A 19,472-nucleotide genomic window follows, 5' to 3' on the forward strand; every position below is an offset into this window, starting at 1 on the left:
TCCATTTATTTCAGCAAATTTTTAAGTGAAGCTAGATCATAGCTAAAAAAAGCCTATGACTCTAGGAGATTCACAAATTTATATCTATCTATAAAAAACAGTAATTTATTCAATAAATTTTATTTATTTAAGCGTCCAATTAATTCACTAGGCTCCATATAACCACCTAAGTAAACACCATCGGTATTATAAATTGCAGGAGTGCCATTCACGCCAATATTCAGACCTAATTTGTACATGTCGCGCACTGGATTTTTGCATGATGCAGGTGGTAATTGTACCCCTGAAATTGCCTGATTGAAGGCTTCTTGACGGTTTGCACTACACCAAACACTTTCCATCGCGGGTACGAACTGGTCGCCACGTGGCCATGCAATATAGCGAACTTCAATACCTTTGCTGGTAATTTCATCTAGATGTTCATGCAGTTTATGGCAATAAGGGCAACTTGCGTCGGTAAACACATAAATCACATGCTGTGTTTTACCTTTGGCTTTATAGACAATCAGGTCTTCAGTTTTGAGCTTTGCCAATTCTTTTTTGGTCACTTCTGATTGCAAGCTTTCACTGACATTATGCAAAGTTTTATCGCCTAAGCGGATTACATCACCCTGAATAATGTATTTGCCATCGGCTGTGGCATACACTGAAGACATGCCTTCAAAGCTCACCCAAAAGAGGTTCGGAACTTCTGTGGCTTTTACACTGGTAATTTTGGCCGTAATGTTGGCTTTTTTCATACCTTCTTGTAGGGTCTGAATAAGGCGTTGTTGTTGATTGCGTTCTGAAAGGGTAGAGGCTTCGCCCGTTGCTGGTGCACTTGCCGTTAAAGGCGCTTGTTTTTCTTCATCATTATTTGATTTGCTACAAGCAGTTAAAGCAAGGCCAGTAGCAAGCGTACATGCGATCACAATTTTTGAACGGGTAAATAGCATAAAGAACCCTTTTCTTTTCGCTTTTTTAAAAACAGGTGAGCTAGCATAGCAAAAAAATCGGGTATGAAAAAAACTTCTTGGTCTGATATGTCATACCGTTAAGCGCGTGGATGAAACTGAGCATGGAGCTGTTGCATACGCACTTGTGCCACATGGGTATAAATTTGTGTGGTGGATAGATCACTATGACCCAATAACATTTGTACCACACGGAGGTCTGCACCGTGATTGAGTAAATGGGTGGCAAAGGCATGACGTAAGGTATGTGGAGAAAGTTCTGCCTGTATGCCGGCCTGCAAGGCATAGCGTTTAATGGCATACCAGAAATTTTGTCGGCTCATAATCCCACCTAACTGTGTTAAAAACACATAATCAGATGCGGTTTTATACAGTTGCGGGCGCGACTCATTTAGGTATTTTTCTACCCATTCACAGGCCGCTTGCCCCATGGGTACTAATCGTTCTTTGTTGCCTTTACCCACAATACGGATATAGCCTTGCTTTAAATTCATTAATTCCAGTCTTAAATTTAATAGCTCGGTGACACGTAGACCACAGGCGTACAGCACTTCAAGCATGGCACGATCGCGTAAACCCAACGCGCTTTGAATATCTGGTGCCAAAATGAGTGCTTCTACATCTGCCTCAGACAGATCTTTGGGAAGTGCACGACCAATTTTAGGTGTTTTATGTGTGCTGACAGGGTTGTCGCTACGTAGCTTTTGCTCTCTTAAAAATTTAAAAAAAGAACGCATCGCAGATAAGCAACGGGCAATTGAGCGCGGGCTTTTACCTTGTTGCGTCAGGCTTAATAAAACATCAGAAATATCATCTGCAGACCATGTCGGCATTGGGCTAGCGATGCACTCACTGCATTGGATTAAATCAGAGAGATAGGCATTTCGAGTGTGCGGGCTAACGGTCTGGGCGATTAAATCGTCTCGATAACCTTTTAAAAAACTATAGTGTTCCGGAATGCTCACAGGAGCAGGAATACGAGGTTTTTTGTTTAGCATGCAACACTCACGGTCAATAAATCCAGCCAATCATTATGATTGGTTTGCGTTAATGTAATGTAACAAAATATGCTTGTCGATGTGCTATAACAGATGCGAATCATTATCGTATCTGATTTGGTAATTATTCTCATTTGTTTGTATACTGTTCAAAATATTTAAGGGTTGGATGCGGTGCGTTTATCTGATTTAAAAGTCAAACAAACTGCCATCATTAGCAAAGTAAATCGTACTTTGGATGGCGAAACTCAAACTGATTTAGTAGCAAGTCGCCTAGAAACGTTGGGTTTTGTTGCGGGTACGAAAGTACAAGTGATCACTAAAGGCATTTTTGGTGGTGATCCTATTTTAATTCAAGTTGGATTTACACGCTTTGCTTTACGTAAAGTCGAAGCCGAAAAAGTTGAAATTTTGCTTGAAGGAGCATCGGCATGAGTGATGCTCTGCGTATTGCATTAGTAGGCAACCCAAATTGCGGTAAAACCTCTTTATTTAACCATTTAACAGGCACACGCCAAAAAGTTGCAAACTATGCAGGTGTGACTGTTGAGCGTAAGGTTGGTCAATTTACGCTACCTTCGGGTAAGCCTGTACGTGTACTGGACTTACCAGGGACATATAGCCTCAATGCGACCAGTCCCGATGAAGCGATTACCCGTGATGTTGTGCAAGGCAAAATTGCAGAAGAAGGTCAGCAAGATGCATTTTTATGCGTGGTGGATGCCACAAACTTAAAATTGCATTTGGGCCTTGTCATGGAAATGATTGAGCTGAAACGTCCTATTCTACTGGTATTGAATATGATGGATGAAGCACGTCGTCGTGGCATGCAAATTAACACGCAAAAACTTTCCCAGCGTTTGGGTGTTCCAGTCGTTGAAACAGTGGCTGTACGTAATGCAGGCATTGAAAACTTAATGGGTGCGCTTGATGCAGGTACCTTTAGAACACCTGATACTGAGTTGAGTGATGTTGCTCAGGCAAATTCAGTACATGTACAAATCGAAAATATCTTAAAAGATGTGGTCGTGTATGTAGACCAAGAAGATAAGCGTTCTGACTTTTTAGATAAAATATTTTTACATCCTGTGTTTGGCTTGATTAGCCTTGCTGTGATGATGTTTGTCGTGTTCCAAGCGGTCTTTGCTTGGGCTGCGCCATTTATGGATGGAATTGAAAGCTTCTTTGGTTGGCTAGGCGAAACTGTTGGTGCTTACATTGCACACCCAATGCTCAATAGTTTGGTGGTCGACGGCATTATCGCTGGTGCTGGTGGTGTGGTGGTGTTCTTGCCACAGATTTTAATTCTATTCTTCTTTATTTTGGTTTTAGAAGAATCAGGTTATTTACCACGTGCAGCTTTCCTCTTAGACAAGCTCATGTATAAAGCGGGCTTAAGTGGCCGTTCTTTCATTCCATTACTTTCGAGTTTTGCATGTGCCATTCCTGGTATTATGGCAACACGAAGTATTAGTGACCCGCGTGATCGTTTAACTACGATTTTTGTCGCACCATTGATGACTTGTTCCGCACGCTTATCTGTATATGCATTACTGATTTCTGCATTTATTCCAGAAAAAATGGTCTGGGGAATATTCAACCTGCAAGGCTTGGTACTGTTTGGTTTATATGCCGCAGGGATTGTCAGTGCATTATTGGTCGCAACCGTGATTAAATTTTTCCAAAAAGATAAATCACAACATGCGTTATTAATGGAATTACCAAGTTATCGTATCCCAGATTTTAAGAGTGTTTGGATTGGTCTACTGGATCGCGCCAAAATCTTCTTAAAACGTGTGGGCGGTATTATCTTTGCGCTTTCAATTCTATTGTGGTTCTTGTGTACCTTCCCACAACCGCCAGAAGGTGCAACTCTGCCAGATATTGATTACTCATTCGCAGGGATGTTAGGGCATTTAATGCAACCTATTTTTGCACCACTCGGTTTTAATTGGCAGATTTGTATTGCTTTAATTCCAGCAATGGCTGCGCGTGAAGTGGTTGTGGCTGCTTTAGGTACGGTATATGCCTTATCTGCAGCGGATGATGATGCTGTGGCACAAGGGTTATCCACACTCATCAGTACGGGTGATTTAAGCTGGTCATTGGCAACAGGTTTGTCGCTATTGGTTTGGTTTATTTATGCGCCACATTGTTTAGCGACCTTGGCAACTGTGAAACGTGAAACAGGGTCAATGAAAACAGTAGCGTTCATGACGATTTACCTGTTTGGTTTGGCATATTTCATGTCATTTTTGACCTATCAAATTGCATCGCATTATTTAGGTTAAAAATTTAGATTAAAAGTTTTAGCTTGAAGGTAGAAGGAGATTGAGATGATTGAAATTCTAATTGTGGCTGCTTTGGTCATTTGGAGTGCTGTCGTGGTGTTTAAAAAGGTATTTCCTCAAACATCGAACTCAGTCTTCACTTCGATTTCAAATGCTTGTGCGCGCTGTGGTTGGTCAAAACTGGCAACATGGTTAAAACCTGCTAAGGTTGCAGGTTGTGGCGGTAGTTGTGGTTGTTCAGCGACAGAGGAATCGACGCCTCAAAAAGAGCAAGTACAGGCCGTTAAATGGAAGTAAATGCTTTAACCATTTAAAATATGCTGTGTAAAAGAAAACCGTCATTTTTATGACGGTTTTTTTACGCGTCGACACAAAAAAACCATCATAAAGTCAAAACAGAAAAAGCATTCAAAACAGCAAAGTGCTAACATTTCCACAGTTGTAAAATAGACCATAAACAGAGGCAAAAATGTTAATACAACGTGGTGGATTAAAAGTCGTTGCTGGGCTCGGAATATCTGGTGTCGCAGCAGTTAATTTCTTACATGACAAAGGCTACCGTGTTGCAGTAACAGACTCTCGAGAAACGCCACCCGGACACGACCAAATCCCTAAAGATGTGCAAACCAGTTTTGGCCAACTAGATCAAGAATTGTTATTACAAGCTGAAGAAATTGTGATTAGCCCAGGGCTCGATCCAAAATTAGCAGAAATACAAGCCGCTGTAGCGAAAGGTATTCCTGTGGTGAGTGAAATCCAAATTTTACGCCGTGCAACGGACAAACCAATTGTTGCCATTACTGGTTCAAATGCAAAAAGTACAGTTACAACTTTATTTGGTTTAATGGCTGCTGATGCAGGTAAAAAAGTCGCTGTGGGCGGTAATTTAGGTCGTCCAGCTTTGGATTTAACCAAAGATGATCCTGAGCTTTATGTACTTGAACTTTCAAGCTTCCAACTGGAAACAACATCTAATTTGGCTGCTGAAGTGGCTGTCGTACTCAATATGAGTGAAGACCATTTAGACCGCCATGGCGATATGATGGGCTATCACACCGCTAAGCACAGAATTTTTCAAGGCGTGAAAAAAGTCGTGTTTAACCGCGATGACTCTTTGACCCGTCCATTGGTGCCAGATGCTACTCCAATGCAAAGTTTTGGTTTAAATGCGCCTGATATGAATCAATTTGGTGTGTTAAAAGATGATGATGGCACGATTTGGTTAGCACGTGGTCGTGAGCGTTTATTGAATAGTGCAGATATGTACATTCAGGGCACGCATAATGTGGCCAATGCTTTGGCTTGCTTAGCACTAGGTGAGGCGATTGGTTTAAGCCTAGACAGTATGCTAAATACTCTAAAAACCTTTAAAGGTTTAGAGCATCGCTGTGAGTTCGTTAAAGAATTGCATAATGTGCGTTACTACAATGACTCAAAAGGCACCAATATTGGTGCAACTCTAGCAGCAGTAGATGGTTTAGGTGGTGCTATTGAGGCCAAAGGCGGTAAAGTGGTGATTATTTTGGGTGGTCAGGGCAAGGGGCAGGATTTCACTGCGCTACGTGACTCACTACAAAAATATGCCAAAGTTGCTGTACTGATTGGTGAAGATCGTCCAATCATTGAAAAAGCAATTACAGGCACAACCACATTAATTCATGCTGAAACCTTAAAACAAGCTGTAGAATTGTGCCAACAACAGGCTCAGGCCTACGATGTAGTGCTACTATCGCCTGCATGTGCAAGTTTTGATATGTTTAAAGGATATAGTGAACGCGGTCATCAGTTTGTCGACTGCGTGAACGCACTGGCTTAAAAAAATGATAAGGAAAGTTGTATGGCTGGGTTAGCTCAGACGACCATAACTAAAATTACCGAGGTATATGAGCGCTGGGCACCTCGTGTGCCTGCCGACATTACCACACGTAATGTGCTCATATTTAGTGTATTGGCATTGCTGTGTATTGGTTCAATTATGGTGGCATCGGCGTCCATGCCGTATGCTGCACGTTTACATGAAAATCCATTTCACTATATCACGCGACATGGCATTTCAATTTTAGCTGCTTCTATTGCTGCTTTTGCAGTGTATAAAGTACCTTTAAATGTTTGGTTTAATAATACTTTTCCATTTTGGATATTAACCATTTTACTGCTGGCCGTGGTGTTGGTGGCAGGTACTGAGGTCAATGGTTCTACCCGATGGATTAAAGTTGCAGGCTTTACCTTACAGGCTTCGGAAGTGGCGAAAGTCATGATGGCCATTTTCACCGCTGACTATGTGGTACGAAGGGCGGAGGAAGTACGTAATAGCGTCTCTGGCTTAGTGCGCTTAGGCGGGGTCATGATTATTACTGTAGGCCTGATTTTAGCCGAGCCTGACTTAGGGGCTACAGCAGTAATCGTACTGATGATTCTGGGGGTATTCTTTCTAGCAGGTGCACCTGCTGTACAATTTATTGCCTTCATGGCATTTATTGTAGTTGGTCTGGTTGTCGCAATTGTATTTGAGCCATATCGCTTACAACGTGCCTTATCATTTACCAACCCTTGGGCTGATCCTCTAGGCACAGGCTATCAGCTTTCCAATGCGCTGATGGCCTTTGGTCGTGGCGAATGGTTTGGCGTTGGCTTAGGTCATAGTATCCAAAAAATGTCATATTTACCTGAAGCACATACCGACTTTATGTTGGCTATTTTAGGTGAAGAATTTGGCTTTATGGGCATTACCACGGTAATGATTCTGTCATTCACGCTGGTAGTTTGTAGTATCAAAATTGGTCATCGTGCTTTACGCAATCAATACTTGCGTGCAGGCTATTTGGCTTATGGCATTAGTATTATTTTCTTACTGCAAATTTTGGTAAATGCAGGCATGAATATGGGGATGCTTCCAACCAAGGGTTTGACTTTGCCTTTTATTAGTTATGGTGGCTCATCTTTAATTATGTGTGCGGTGATGATGAGTTTAATCCTCAAAATCGAAAGTACCACCAATCAAGTGAACCCAAGTAAAGAAGAATCCAGCTTCTAAGCAGTTTTAAGTTGAATAGACAGGCCGGGTAAGGTGAAAGCTTTACTCGGCATTTTTATGCCCGTGTGTGGGGTGTTTTCAGCTTTGAACCTAGATGTATACGCAGAATAAGCGTGATAAGCGCTGTATAAATATAGTTTTGCATTGCTGAGTATAGACAACGTAGAAAGATCGTATGCAGAGCAGTGTAGTTTTTAGTTGTAAATGCCTTCGAGCATGTTTTGATGTGGGATATATGCATTTGACCACTGCGCTACGGCTTGCTGGAGCATACGTGCAGGACGGTCCAGTTCTACTTCGGGTTGACGTAATGCTTTGAGTGCACGTTGTAACAACTGTGAAGGCTGACTTAAATCTAAAGCTTCCGCCATATTTTGCTTCGATAGCTTTTGCCCTTGATCATTCATTGCAAGTGGTAAGTGCATGTACTGTAGTGGTGCATAACCCAAGAGTTGGCCCAACCAGATTTGTCGCTCGGTGTTGTCGAGTAAATCGGCACCACGTACCACATGAGTGATCCCTTGCAAATGATCATCTACCACGACAGCTAATTGGTAATTGATAATGCCATCACGGCGCTTCAGTACAAAGTCACCCAGATCAAATTTTAAATTCGATTGATGGTGACCTTGAATCGGATCTGTAAATTGAATGATTTGATCCGCAACTTTAACCCGAATGGCTTGATGGGCAAGATCGAGCTGTAAATCTCGACAAGTCCCTTGATAGATGTGATTGGATCCAAGCATTTTACGTGTGCATTGGCAGGCATAAACTAAGCCTTGTGCATGTAATTGCTGAATGACATCTTCATATATGTCTAGGCGGTCTTTTTGAAAAATGATCTCGCGATCTGGATCAAATTCAAAGGCATCTATAGCACGTAAGATGTGTTCTTCACTGCCAGGATAAATGCGAGGGATGTCAGTATCTTCAATGCGAACGAGCCATGAACCTTGCTGCGCGCGCGCTTCACAATAGCTTGCAACGGCTGTAATTAAAGACCCAAAATGCAAAGGGCCGGTTGGCGATGGCGCAAACCGACCCACGTAATTCATTTCTTTCCCTTCCTTGTTTAAAGGAAGGGGGAGGGATGCATTACTCAATAACATGAATTAACCGTTATTTTGCTTCTCTTTGATCTCTGCCAAAGTCTTACAGTCAATACAAAGAGTTGCAGTTGGGCGAGCTTCTAAACGACGCAAGCCAATTTCGATACCACAAGTTTCACAAAAACCGTAGTCATCGTTTTTAATTGCTTCAATTGATTGCTCAATTTTACGAATCAATTTACGTTCACGGTCACGTGTACGTAATTCAATCGCAAACTCTTCTTCTTGTGTAGCACGGTCATTTACATCAGGAAGTGCAGTGTTTTCATCCTGCATTGTATTTAGCGTACGATCCACTTCAGACATCAACTCAGATTTCCACGCAAGTAAAATATTGCGGAAATGTTGAAGTTGGCCTTCTGACATGTATTCTTCATTTTTCTTCGGCTGATAAGGTTCAATACCAAACAAGCTTGCAGTAGAACCGCCTTCAGCCGACTTTGGCTTAGTTTTGCGTACGCGTTTTACAGATTTCTCTTCTGCAACATCAGTTTGTTCGTCTAAAACTTGATTTTGGTTATCATTCGCCATATAGGGCATTCCTCATCATATACGTAAATGGTTATACGCAAAAAATATGGTGATATGCATGTTATATCCACCCTTCAAGGAGTTTCCTCCTGTGGGGGTCGTCATCATATAGACTTTTTTTCCTTTTTGATAGTCCCAGATGTCCGGATGTTTTATATCACTTTTCCATTTGAGGACATAAAGTAATAGAAAAAAAACAAATTGAAAAGTTAATAACCTGAAATTTCGATATTTATTTGTGGCTGCGATAAAGCAACACGATGCACTTCAGTTTCAAATTCGCCATTATTCTTTAAGCGTATCACTCTGTAGCCAGGTAAAACTTGATCTAAAGCAAAGGTTTGGCTGTGTGGTTTAAATTGAATACTGGTCGAAGGCGTCGATAAAAATTGAATATTATTCCATGTGTTCATTGAGTCTTGATGCACATGGCCACAGATGACAATTTTGACATTAGTATGCTGTGCAATCACATCCATGAGATGTGTCGCATTTTTGAGTTTATGCTGATCAATCCATGCAGATTCCATTGCAAACGGATGATGATGGCAAGCAATCAGAATATGTTGTTGCGGGTGGTCGCTAAGAAGCTGATGTAGTTGTTGTAATTGTGCTTCGCTAATCCAGCCATCTACTTTGTCTTTCACAGCACTGTTGAGCAAAATTGTACTCCATGCGCCATAATGTAAAATGTGTGCTTGATCTTGCTGTAAATGGAATGGAAATATTTCTGTACAGTCATGATTGCCCGGAATTTGATAATGGGGAATCTCTAATTGGGTCATGAACTGTAAATAACGCGCATAGGTTTCTGCTACAGGTACTTGAGCGAGATCGCCTGTATGAATAATGGCATCAATATGGGGGACTTCTTGGCGAATGTGATACATCACCTCATGAAAACTTTGCTCAGGGTTTATTGAGACAAAATCCAACTCGTGCTGATCCATCAGATGTGTATCTGATATTTGAATAATGGTCCAATCAAACACGGATTCGTGCTTTTGTTGGTGATTGTTGTTAATGAGAGGCATGTCCTTCCCCTGAGACATTCTTCATAGTATCTATTTGCATTTGTAACCATTGCAAGGCCATAATGACAGGCGCATTTTTTAACCGACCATTGGTTAATAATGCTGGAATATCAGTGTAATCGATCAGATGAAGCTGAATATTTTCGCCTTCTTCTTCTAAGCCAAAAATTCCACCGTGTTCAGGTAGTACTGTGGCTGCTGCATATAAATGAAAAATTTCAGAGCAAGCGCCAGCAGAAGGATAGAAGGTAAATAAATGCTGCAGTTGGTCGATTTCACAGCCTGATTCTTCTAGGCTTTCACGGCGAATACAGCTTTCAGGTGATTCTTTTCCATCCAATACGCCTGCAATGATTTCAAGTTGCCATGCAGAATCTACATCATCAATTGCACCAATGCGGAACTGTTCAATTAAGCCAATTTTTTGTTGTGTTGGACTATACAATAACACGCCTGCAGCTTCTTTGCGTTGAATGAGTTCACGCGCTAAAGTGCGACTATATTGCTCTTGGTTAAATAAGCGATAACGTAAGCTAATTTTTTCAACTTGAATAAATCCTTTGAAGACATGCTCACGGCTTTCTATCGTAAAATTATTCTGATTATAAGAGGCTTGTTTAATAATATTCATAAGCTTTATTAGGATGAAAAACAGCTGTTTTTCATCCTAACTGAGAATTGCTCTAAGTTAAAAGAATTTTTGCGTCAATTACACTTTGCGGTACAATTTTTGACCATGTTCCTGATAAACGGCTTTCATTTCATGAAATCCGTTCTCAACGCTTTTATTTAATGTATGCATTTCAGTGTCTTGGCTAGAATTATTTGCCTTGGCATATTCGCGTACATTTTGTGTAATTTTCATGGAACAGAACTTAGGCCCACACATTGAGCAGAAGTGCGCAGATTTATGCGCATCTTTTGGCATGGTTTCATCATGCATGCTTCGGGCTGTATCAGGATCTAAACTCAAATTGAATTGATCTTCCCAGCGGAACTCAAAGCGTGCCTTGGATAAGGCATTGTCACGTGCTTGAGCGCCTGGGTGGCCCTTGGCTAAGTCGGCGGCATGAGCGGCAATTTTGTAGGTAATAATGCCGTCTTTTACATCCTTTTTATTGGGTAAGCCCAAGTGCTCTTTGGGGGTAACATAGCAGAGCATAGCTGTGCCATACCAACCAATCATGGCTGCACCAATCGCGGAAGTAATATGGTCATAGCCAGGTGCAATATCGGTGGTTAAAGGGCCGAGGGTATAAAAAGGTGCTTCTTGGCAGACTTCAAGTTGCAAGTCCATATTTTCCTTAATCATGTGCATTGGTACATGCCCAGGGCCTTCAATCATGACTTGAACATCATGTTCCCATGCACGGTGGGTTAACTCGCCTAATGTACGTAGTTCACTAAACTGTGCTTCATCATTGGCATCTTGTATGCAACCCGGACGCAAGCCATCGCCTAAACTAAAAGAAACATCATAGGCTTTCATAATTTCACAGATATCATCAAAGTGGGTGTACAGGAAGTTTTCTTGATGATGGGCTAAACACCACTGTGCCATGATGGAACCTCCGCGAGATACAATCCCAGTCAGGCGGTTAGCGGTCATGGGCACATAGCGCAGTAGCACCCCAGCATGAATAGTGAAGTAATCGACCCCTTGTTCAGCTTGTTCAATTAAGGTGTCTTTAAAAATTTCCCAGTTGAGGTCTTCTGCTACACCATTGACCTTTTCTAAAGCTTGGTAAATGGGCACGGTGCCAATAGGCACAGGAGAATTACGAATAATCCATTCACGCGTTTCATGAATATTTTTACCTGTCGATAGATCCATGATGGTATCTGCCCCCCAACGGGTGGCCCAAGTCATTTTGGCAACTTCTTCATCAATGCTAGAACCCAATGCTGAATTACCAATGTTGGCATTAATTTTGACTAAAAAATTACGCCCAATAATCATGGGTTCAATTTCAGGATGGTTAATATTGGCTGGAATAATGGCCCGACCTTCAGCTACTTCTTTACGCACAAATTCGGGCGTAATTTCCATCAAATTATGTGCGCCAAAGTTCTGCCCTGCATGTTGTCGCATGTCCACACCTTCGCTTTGGCGCTGGTTTTCACGGATCGCGATATATTCCATTTCTGGGGTAATAATACCTTGCTTGGCATAATGCATTTGCGTCACGTTGTTCCCAATTTTGGCACGGCGTGGCTTTTGAATGTGTGCAAAGCGAATATCTGCCGTACGAATATCACGTAGGCGTTCTTGGCCAAACTTAGAACTGAGTGTATCTAAGCATTCTGTGTCATTGCGCTCGGCAATCCATGTTTCACGTATATGTGGTAAACCGCTATTCAGATCAATGTTGATGTTTGGGTCTGTGTAAACACCAGAAGTGTCATATACCATCAATGCTGGATTTTTTTCTAAACCTTGTTCGGTTGGAGTGTCGGTTAAGGCAATTTCACGCATTGGAACACGTAGATCTGGGCGTGAACCTTGGATATACACCTTGCGTGATGCAGGTAAAATTCGGGTGAGATCTTTGGCATCTTGCTCATGTTGAGCAGAAAGATCTGTAGCGGTGAGATTCGTTAATTGGTTCATTGCAATGATCCTTATGAATGACATCAACGAATCAAGCACGACCAAAAACAGTGGCGATTTGTACTTAGGGGATGATTTTACATATAAAAAAGATACGTAAAAGCAGGGTATTTCTACCGCCCATAGGCAATACATAGGCTTTAAGTTTTTAGCTGGCTTGATTCCTACGCAGGTATTAACCTGATCAGGTTCAACGGTACTCACCTTTAAAAGCATCAAATGCTTTTAAGTGATCTCAGCGGGAGATTACCCGCGCTCCGTCAAGCGATGCTCAAATTTTAGCTGAGTTGTGCAGAAAAACAAAGCATGAAGGGGCAGAATAAATGCCACAGTGAGGGCTTTAACCTTATTTAATGAATTGCAAGCTTTCAGGCGTTATAAACAGATGGCATCAGTCAAACAGTTTTTATGGGAGTGTGGACGGATCAAGTTAAGATAATCAATCAATTGTTGTTCTGCATTCTCAGATTTTTTAGCATGCATATTTTGTCGTCTTTCTTCATCACTCATGTGATAGAAATGGATAAATTTTTTCGCTAATTTGGATAATTCAGAATCATCGCTTTGGGCGAGTTTTTCGATTTCCTCCCAAGAGCTCGCACGTACAGAATATTGGTCATGATAGTCTTCAGATACGAGGCTTTTGGGTGAGCCAATAAATAAAAAATAACGATATTGTGCCAATAAGATTTTAGCATCATTTAAGTAACTACTTTGGGGATACTGGTGAATATAGCTTTCCCAAAATAAAGCGCGCCGTGCCACTTCAAAAGGTTCAATCTGCAAGCTTTGATTCTGAAGAGCGGGTTCAATATTTTGATGCGCTAAATTTTCAATAAATACTTTTTCAGCTTCAGGCATATATGGCGCAAAAATACGTGCTAAATAGTCAGGACTACGACGGTAAGTGAGTTTTTCATTGCCTGTATCTACCACCTCGACATAGGCTTGCCCTTGATGTTTCAGTAAATATTGATCGCGTGGAGTGAGTTGTTCAAAATGGCTTTGATGAATGGTTGGATGCTGTGCCATATCAAAAGCATAGCGCTCAAAGGCAATTTGCTGTGCAGGGGTACGTGTTACTTGCAAAAAGTCATCGTACATTTCTAATGAGAGTTTGAGTAAAGCTTTTTGTTGTTCAAGCTTGAGCAAAGGCAAACATACTTTTAAATCTTGATTAATTTGTTCTAAAGCAAAAGTAGTACGCTGATCATTAATTTCGGCCATATTCTTTTCAATATTTTGGCACATCAGTGTCAAATCAACTGCCGTATTTTGAACTTTGGGCGTTTCAATTTGCTCTTTGATTGGATGTGTTTCATCATGTTGCTGACAGGCAACCATAGCAAAGACACAACTGATGAGAAAAATTCTGCATGGCACAGAAAATAAAGAACTTAAAAACACAGTCACCCAATCACAAGAAAATGAAATTTGTCCGATAGAATGTCGGTATTTTATAGCGCCAAAAGCATGAAGAATGTGTAGTATTGTGCATTGCTTTGTTACAGCGTTGTCAGCATTTAGGATTATTTCAGCAAAATACGCTAAATTATAAGAATCACTGTAAAAAATTAATAAAAATCATACGGAAAATTGCATAAATCGTTTTAGTATTTGCTTTGACTTCAGTTTGAATGTCAAAGAAGCGATAAAGAATTGCAGGGATTTGCCAAAAAAAATGAAGATAAATTACTTACTCTGTACATGTGTGTTGTTATTAAGTCCATGGGCCTCGGCTCTGGATTTGGTCGATGCTTATGAACGAGCAAAACAGTCTGATCCTACTTGGCAAGCCAATCAGTTGCAGTACAAAGCCGATCAATTGAATCTGGGTATTGCCTCGGGCAATCTCTTACCCACGATTAGCTTGTCTGGCAATGTCACCCGTAAAAACCAAGGGGAAAATACCTCGGGTGCTTCGGTTGGCCTAGATATGCCCAGCAGTGTGACTAGTAAGCAAATTGCATTAACAGCCCGCCAGCCCCTTTTTCGATGGGATGCCTGGGAAGGGTTAAAGCAGGTTAAAACCTCAATTAATTTGAGTGAAATTAATCTTCGCATACAACGACAAGAGCATATTTTAAATGTCGCAGATTCTTATTTTAATGTGCTCCGTCAGCAAGCTTTAACGGTTGCTAACTTACAAGAAGAAAAAGCACTGTCTGAACAACTCAAAATGATGGATGCCAAGCTCAAAGAAGGTTTGGTGGCTAAAAGTGATGTGAGTGAAGCCAATGCACAGTATCAAAATGCGCGTGCAAACCGTATGGCTACACAGGTGCAATTGGTCTTGGCACAAGAAAAGCTCCAGCAAATGATTGGCCCTTATACTGAAAATTTAGCTGTGCTTCGTGACGATTTTGAATTTCAAAAACCTGTTCCTAGCAGTATGCAGGCTTGGGAAGACTTAGCCATGGGGCAAAATTTGGGTATTTTACAAGCACGTATGCAACAACGTTATGCCGAAGATAAAAAGCGTGTAGAAAAAGCCGCGCTTTATCCTCAAATTGAAGCGGTTGGCACTTATGGTTATGCCAAACAAAGTCCAAACTCGATTATGTCGCAAGATGGTCAGTTCAACCAAGTGGGTGTTGAAATGAACTGGAACATTTATACCGGTGGGCGTACGCAAAAATCAATTAAGCAAGCCGCAGTGAATGTGCAAAAGAGTGAAGCAGAGTTGGATGCTGCGGTACGTAAAGCCACAACGGATGTTAAGCAAGCTTATATGCAGGTCGAAACCGACCAGAGTAAAATACAAGCGCGTAAAGCTGCTATGGATTCTTCTGCAACCGTATCCAAAGCATCGCAAGCGCAATACCGTGAAGGTTTAAAAACCATGGTCGATGTATTGTTGGCACAGCGGAATGCTTTTTCTGCCAAGCAAGATTACTTAAACACCAAATATGATTATTTAGTTCATGTGTTAAAACTTAAAGCTGCAGTAGGTAAACTGGGTGAAACAGACCTCGAAGAAATGAATGTCTGGTTGTCTCAACCTACGGTCGATATACGCATAAATAAACCTTAGTTCGTCATAAAAGCTTCATAATGGATATGTTTTAATAGAGCATATTAAATTCTCTCGATTTGTTGCTGTGGAGTACCTGCATTGAGCCCAAACAACCCAATTTTAAATCACCATATTTCGTCTCAATTTAATGAAGACTTACAGGGTGTAAACACAAAGTTTATGACCATGGGTGGTTTGGTTGAACAGCAGGTGGCAAACGCAATCCATGCTTTATTGGACACCGATGCTGCAATGGCGATTGATGTGCAATTTCAAGACAATGCAGTGAATCGTTTAGAAACAGAAATTGATGAAGCGCTCACCCTAATTTTGGCACGACGTCATCCTGCAGCCATTGATTTGCGTATGGTGATTGCCATGTCCAAAGCCAATACCGATTTAGAGCGTATTGGTGATGAAGCTGCGAAAATTGCGCGTATTGCCCAAAGCTTATGCGAAGAGGGCGGTTCACCACGTGGCTATATGGAAACGCGTCATATTGGCAATCAAGTACGTGTCATGATTCATGATGCCTTAGATGCATTTGCCCGTTTAGATGTGGATCAGGCTTTAAAAGTACTATTGGCTGATGCCGACATTGACCGTGAATATCAGTCAGCGACACGTACCTTAATGACTTATATGATTGAAGATCCACGCCATATTACCCGTGTGATTAATGTGATGTGGGTACTACGTTCTTTAGAGCGTATTGGTGATCATGCACGCAATATTTCCGAGCAAGTGATTTATATGGTCAAAGGCCTCGATGTGCGCCATACCAGTGTTGAAGAAATTGAGCTAAAAGTTCAGCGCTAAGTTGATAGAACCATTTGAAAAAGCCTGCGGATAGCAGGCTTTTTCATTATTGGAGCACAGTTTTATTCGACTTAACTATGGGTTTCTTCTTCACCATCTTCTTCGAAGGTTTTAGCAATTTTTTCAATATTCAGGCTTTTAGCCATAGCATCAAAAATATCTTTATAGACACCTTCTTGATGATAAAGCTGATGATGTTCGCCGTGTTCTGCAATGCAGCCATCTTTCATCACATAGGTATAATCGGCATCAATGATTTGCGACAAACTATGCGAGATAATCACCACAGTACGGCCTTGTTTAATGTCATCGAGGCTATGTTTTATTTGCTCGGTTGCAATGGCATCTAAGCTAGCTGTGGGTTCATCTAAAAAGATAATTGGCGGATTTTTTAAAAACATACGAGCCAATGCAATACGCTGTTGTTGCCCGCCTGACAGCATGAGCGCATCTGTGTCATAGCCATGTTCAAGCTGTAGAATTTGCTCATGGATTGAGGCTTTTTGTGCAGCCTTGACCACATCATCTAAGCTAGCATCGGTTTTGCCATAACGGATATTTTCAAAAATTGTGCCTTGGAAAATATGATTTTTTTGTAGAACTAAGCCGATATGTTCACGTAAATAATGCGTGTCAATGTTATTCAGGGGAATCCCATCAATTTCAATGGTGCCCGCTTGAGGCTCATAAAATTTATCTAATAGACTGATTAGTGTTGATTTTCCTGCACCCGATAAGCCGACTAAAGCGGTGATTTTATTGGGTTGAATCGTCATATTAATTTGCTTTAAGGCTTGATGACCATTCGGATAGAAAAAATCGACATTTTGTAGTTTAAATTCGCCCTGAATTGATGGTTTTAACGGGCCTGAATCTTCAATTTCATGGTCAGCTTCCAGAATACCAAAAAAGCTTTCAGCATAAATCATGGCGTCATTCACTTCGTCATAGATTCGATGCAAAGAGCGAATAGGTGCTGAGACATTATTAAAGAGCAGCACATGGTACATAATCATCCCAATCGTCATTTGTCCATCGAGCACAAAATAAGCCGTTAAGATAATAATGAGCACAATGCCAATTTGCTCAATAAAGGTTTTTAAACCATCAAAAACAAAACTGGTTTGGCGGGTGTGCATTTGATTGTGGGTGAGTTCTTTTTGTAGATTCAGTTGCTTTTCGGCTTCAATCGATTCGCGATTAAATGACTTAATGACGGTAATTGAGTTAATAATGCCTAAAATACCTTGGCTTTTTTTCTCACGGCCATCACGTAAATTTCTGCGCCAGCCTCCCAGTTTTTGTGCTTGTTTATAGGTCAGCCAAAAGTAAATGGGCACAATGCTTAGAGCCACTAAACCCACATATACATTGGCATAAAACATCAGGGCCAGAGCAACGATTGCACTGGTAAATAAAGGTAAAATATCAATAAAAAATATTTGTACCAAGCGGGTGAGTGAACCAATCCCACGATCGATACGAGTTTGTAATTTACCTGCCTGATTATTGTCTTGATTAAAAAAACTTAAACGATAGGTCAGGAATTTTTCAATTATGCCTTGTGCTAAATCTTGCGATACAAAAATACGTAGCTTCTCGCCGTAAAACTTTTGCCCAAATTGCACTACAGCATTAATAATTTCTTTGCTTAATAAAATGATGCTAATCGTAATTAAGATATGCCAGCCTTCAGCCAGCCCTTGGCCAGCTTCCAAAAGGGCATTGATCTGATCGACAGCATATTGCAAGGTCAGTGCATTGACTTGTGCTGTTAAGGAACCAATTAGCGTTAAAACTAATGTAGCTATGACCAATAATTTATAAGGACGAACAAATGGGCGTAATTTTTGAAACAATTGCCAAAGGTTCATAGGCATTTATTTTTATCATTGAACTGATTTTAGTTTAAATATTTCAGACCATCCTAACAAGTGACGTGTTGCTATTAAATTGTGAGCAAAACTTTATTGATGTTAAGAAGGCCAGATCAAGTAAGTGCTACGATTGTTCACGAGAGCTATGCTGATTATAGACAAGAAAAAAGCCCATGGAACATGAGCTTCTTACTTCTGAGGGATGCCTTTATATCGCACGAAGATGTCATGGAACATCATGATTGATGAAGAACAATAATCATATTATGAGAATTTAATTAAAAATTCAACTATTTTTATCGAATATCCTAAGCTTTTTCTAATTATTCATTCTGAGCTTGTTCGGTCAGATTATTGACCTTTTTTTCAATTAAGCTGGCGTTTTCTTGCAAAATCTCAATGAGTTTTTGTAGATTAACGAACTCAAAACGATTTTTTGATGCAAGCAAAGTCAGTGCGAGAGGTGGCTCTTTGCTGGAGAATTTGATGGGTACAGACAGCCCTGAAATATGAGGATCCAATTCACCTACAGAAAAATAGTAGCCTTGCTTTTTAATCTTTTTCATTTTTTCTAAAAATTCATGCTGATCTTGAGCAAAGTTAACTTGCAATAATTGATCTGCAAAGCGCTCGTAGTAGTCAAGCATCATCTGTTTAGGTAAATGTGAAATCATGACTTTAGCGGATGAGCCGACAAAGACAGGACGTGGACAACCACGACCATACGACAACAACAACGTGTTTTTATAGACCTCATCATGTAGATCGATACATGAATTATGATTTAAGTGTGTGAGAAGGCAAGAAAATTCAGTACGTTCAACAATATCTCGCATAAAGGGCTTACTGATTTGAACCAAGGGATCTGTGGTTCGTGAAATATAGTCTAAAACGGCGATTTTAGAGCCTAATGTGTAATCTCCCGAAGTTCCACTTAAGCGTTGTAATAGTTCTACAGACACTAATTCTTTTAAATAGCGGTAGCTTGTGGGTTTTGATAAGCCGAGTTCTTCACTGATGATATCTACATTAATGACAGGACGTGAAATAGAGAATAAGTCCAAAACAGTAAGAATTTTACCAAAACTGGATAGGGCCATAAAAAACCTACTTGCTCAAAAGGAGCGTAAAATTTCAAATTAATAGTTACTTTATAACAAAATCAACGCTGTTATGCAGGAGTTTTCGACACATTA

Annotated in this window: 17 protein-coding genes and 1 riboswitch; of the genes, 7 read left to right on the top strand and 10 right to left on the bottom strand. The window is 40.7% G+C overall.

All coding sequences use genetic code 11. From position 1 onward, the window contains the following. Positions 1–119: 119 nt before the first annotated feature. Positions 120–935: a DsbC family protein gene (locus D9K81_RS13170; protein ID WP_120373717.1), complete on the bottom strand. Its 816-nt coding sequence runs from the start codon at positions 933–935 to the stop codon at positions 120–122. Positions 936–1,033: 98 nt separating this feature from the next. Beyond that, the gene (xerD, locus tag D9K81_RS13175) at positions 1,034–1,951 is read right to left on the bottom strand and encodes a site-specific tyrosine recombinase XerD (protein WP_120373716.1); all 918 of its coding nucleotides are present in this window, start codon (positions 1,949–1,951) and stop codon (positions 1,034–1,036) included. A 174-nt stretch (positions 1,952–2,125) separates the two neighbouring features. Here xerD and D9K81_RS13180 point away from each other — a divergent pair, with 174 nt between their 5' ends. From D9K81_RS13180 to ftsW, 5 genes are all read left to right on the top strand, one after another. After that, on the top strand, positions 2,126–2,386 hold the full coding sequence (locus D9K81_RS13180; RefSeq protein WP_120373715.1) for a FeoA family protein: 261 nt from the start codon (positions 2,126–2,128) through the stop codon (positions 2,384–2,386). Then, positions 2,383–4,242: a ferrous iron transporter B gene (feoB, locus tag D9K81_RS13185; protein ID WP_121523440.1), complete on the top strand. Its 1,860-nt coding sequence runs from the start codon at positions 2,383–2,385 to the stop codon at positions 4,240–4,242. The genes D9K81_RS13180 and feoB overlap by 4 nt, the downstream gene beginning before the upstream one ends. A 45-nt stretch (positions 4,243–4,287) precedes the next feature. Further along, on the top strand, positions 4,288–4,539 hold the full coding sequence (locus D9K81_RS13190) for a DUF6587 family protein (RefSeq protein WP_120373713.1): 252 nt from the start codon (positions 4,288–4,290) through the stop codon (positions 4,537–4,539). Positions 4,540–4,711: 172 nt separating this feature from the next. Continuing rightward, positions 4,712–6,058, top strand: a complete 1,347-nt coding sequence (murD, locus tag D9K81_RS13195) for a UDP-N-acetylmuramoyl-L-alanine--D-glutamate ligase (protein WP_120373712.1) — start codon at positions 4,712–4,714, stop codon at positions 6,056–6,058. Positions 6,059–6,079: 21 nt separating this feature from the next. Next, entirely contained in the window at positions 6,080–7,276 is a 1,197-nt protein-coding gene (ftsW, locus tag D9K81_RS13200; protein ID WP_120373711.1) for a putative lipid II flippase FtsW, read from the top strand. 194 nt (positions 7,277–7,470) lie between these two features. Here the strand turns inward: ftsW and gluQRS are convergent, their stop codons facing one another. From gluQRS to D9K81_RS13230, 6 genes are all read right to left on the bottom strand, one after another. Next, positions 7,471–8,388 (bottom strand): tRNA glutamyl-Q(34) synthetase GluQRS, encoded by a 918-nt coding sequence (gluQRS, locus tag D9K81_RS13205; RefSeq protein WP_120373710.1) that lies wholly within the window; start codon positions 8,386–8,388, stop codon positions 7,471–7,473. 3 nt (positions 8,389–8,391) lie between these two features. Then, positions 8,392–8,919: an RNA polymerase-binding protein DksA gene (gene dksA / locus D9K81_RS13210; RefSeq protein WP_120373709.1), complete on the bottom strand. Its 528-nt coding sequence runs from the start codon at positions 8,917–8,919 to the stop codon at positions 8,392–8,394. Positions 8,920–9,128: 209 nt separating this feature from the next. Then, complete coding sequence (gene cpdA, locus D9K81_RS13215; protein ID WP_120373708.1) at positions 9,129–9,953, bottom strand: 3',5'-cyclic-AMP phosphodiesterase; 825 nt, start codon at positions 9,951–9,953, stop codon at positions 9,129–9,131. Then, the gene (locus D9K81_RS13220; RefSeq protein WP_120373707.1) at positions 9,940–10,584 is read right to left on the bottom strand and encodes an NUDIX domain-containing protein; all 645 of its coding nucleotides are present in this window, start codon (positions 10,582–10,584) and stop codon (positions 9,940–9,942) included. Before D9K81_RS13220 ends, cpdA begins: the two co-directional genes overlap by 14 nt. A 78-nt stretch (positions 10,585–10,662) precedes the next feature. Next, entirely contained in the window at positions 10,663–12,564 is a 1,902-nt protein-coding gene (gene thiC, locus D9K81_RS13225; protein ID WP_120373706.1) for a phosphomethylpyrimidine synthase ThiC, read from the bottom strand. 144 nt (positions 12,565–12,708) lie between these two features. Continuing rightward, positions 12,709–12,834, bottom strand: a riboswitch (TPP riboswitch). A gap of 105 nt (positions 12,835–12,939) precedes the next feature. Next, on the bottom strand, positions 12,940–13,908 hold the full coding sequence (locus D9K81_RS13230; RefSeq protein ID WP_120373705.1) for a hypothetical protein: 969 nt from the start codon (positions 13,906–13,908) through the stop codon (positions 12,940–12,942). A 337-nt stretch (positions 13,909–14,245) separates the two neighbouring features. On the opposite strand from D9K81_RS13230, the gene abuO reads away from it, so the two are divergent. Both abuO and phoU read left to right on the top strand, forming a co-directional pair. Continuing rightward, positions 14,246–15,598 carry a multidrug efflux outer membrane protein AbuO gene (gene abuO, locus D9K81_RS13235; protein ID WP_120373704.1) on the top strand — a complete coding sequence of 451 codons (1,353 nt, stop codon included), beginning with the start codon at positions 14,246–14,248 and terminating at the stop codon, positions 15,596–15,598. Between the two features lie 81 nt (positions 15,599–15,679). After that, positions 15,680–16,399: a phosphate signaling complex protein PhoU gene (phoU, locus tag D9K81_RS13240; RefSeq protein WP_106984095.1), complete on the top strand. Its 720-nt coding sequence runs from the start codon at positions 15,680–15,682 to the stop codon at positions 16,397–16,399. Between the two features lie 71 nt (positions 16,400–16,470). Here the strand turns inward: phoU and D9K81_RS13245 are convergent, their stop codons facing one another. Next, entirely contained in the window at positions 16,471–18,273 is a 1,803-nt protein-coding gene (locus D9K81_RS13245) for an ABC transporter ATP-binding protein (protein ID WP_120373769.1), read from the bottom strand. 326 nt (positions 18,274–18,599) lie between these two features. Further along, positions 18,600–19,376, bottom strand: a complete 777-nt coding sequence (locus D9K81_RS13250; RefSeq protein ID WP_120373703.1) for an IclR family transcriptional regulator — start codon at positions 19,374–19,376, stop codon at positions 18,600–18,602. Positions 19,377–19,472 lie beyond the last annotated feature (96 nt).

Origin of the sequence: Acinetobacter chengduensis (assembly GCF_003664645.1) — a bacterium.
GTDB lineage: Bacteria > Pseudomonadota > Gammaproteobacteria > Pseudomonadales > Moraxellaceae > Acinetobacter > Acinetobacter chengduensis.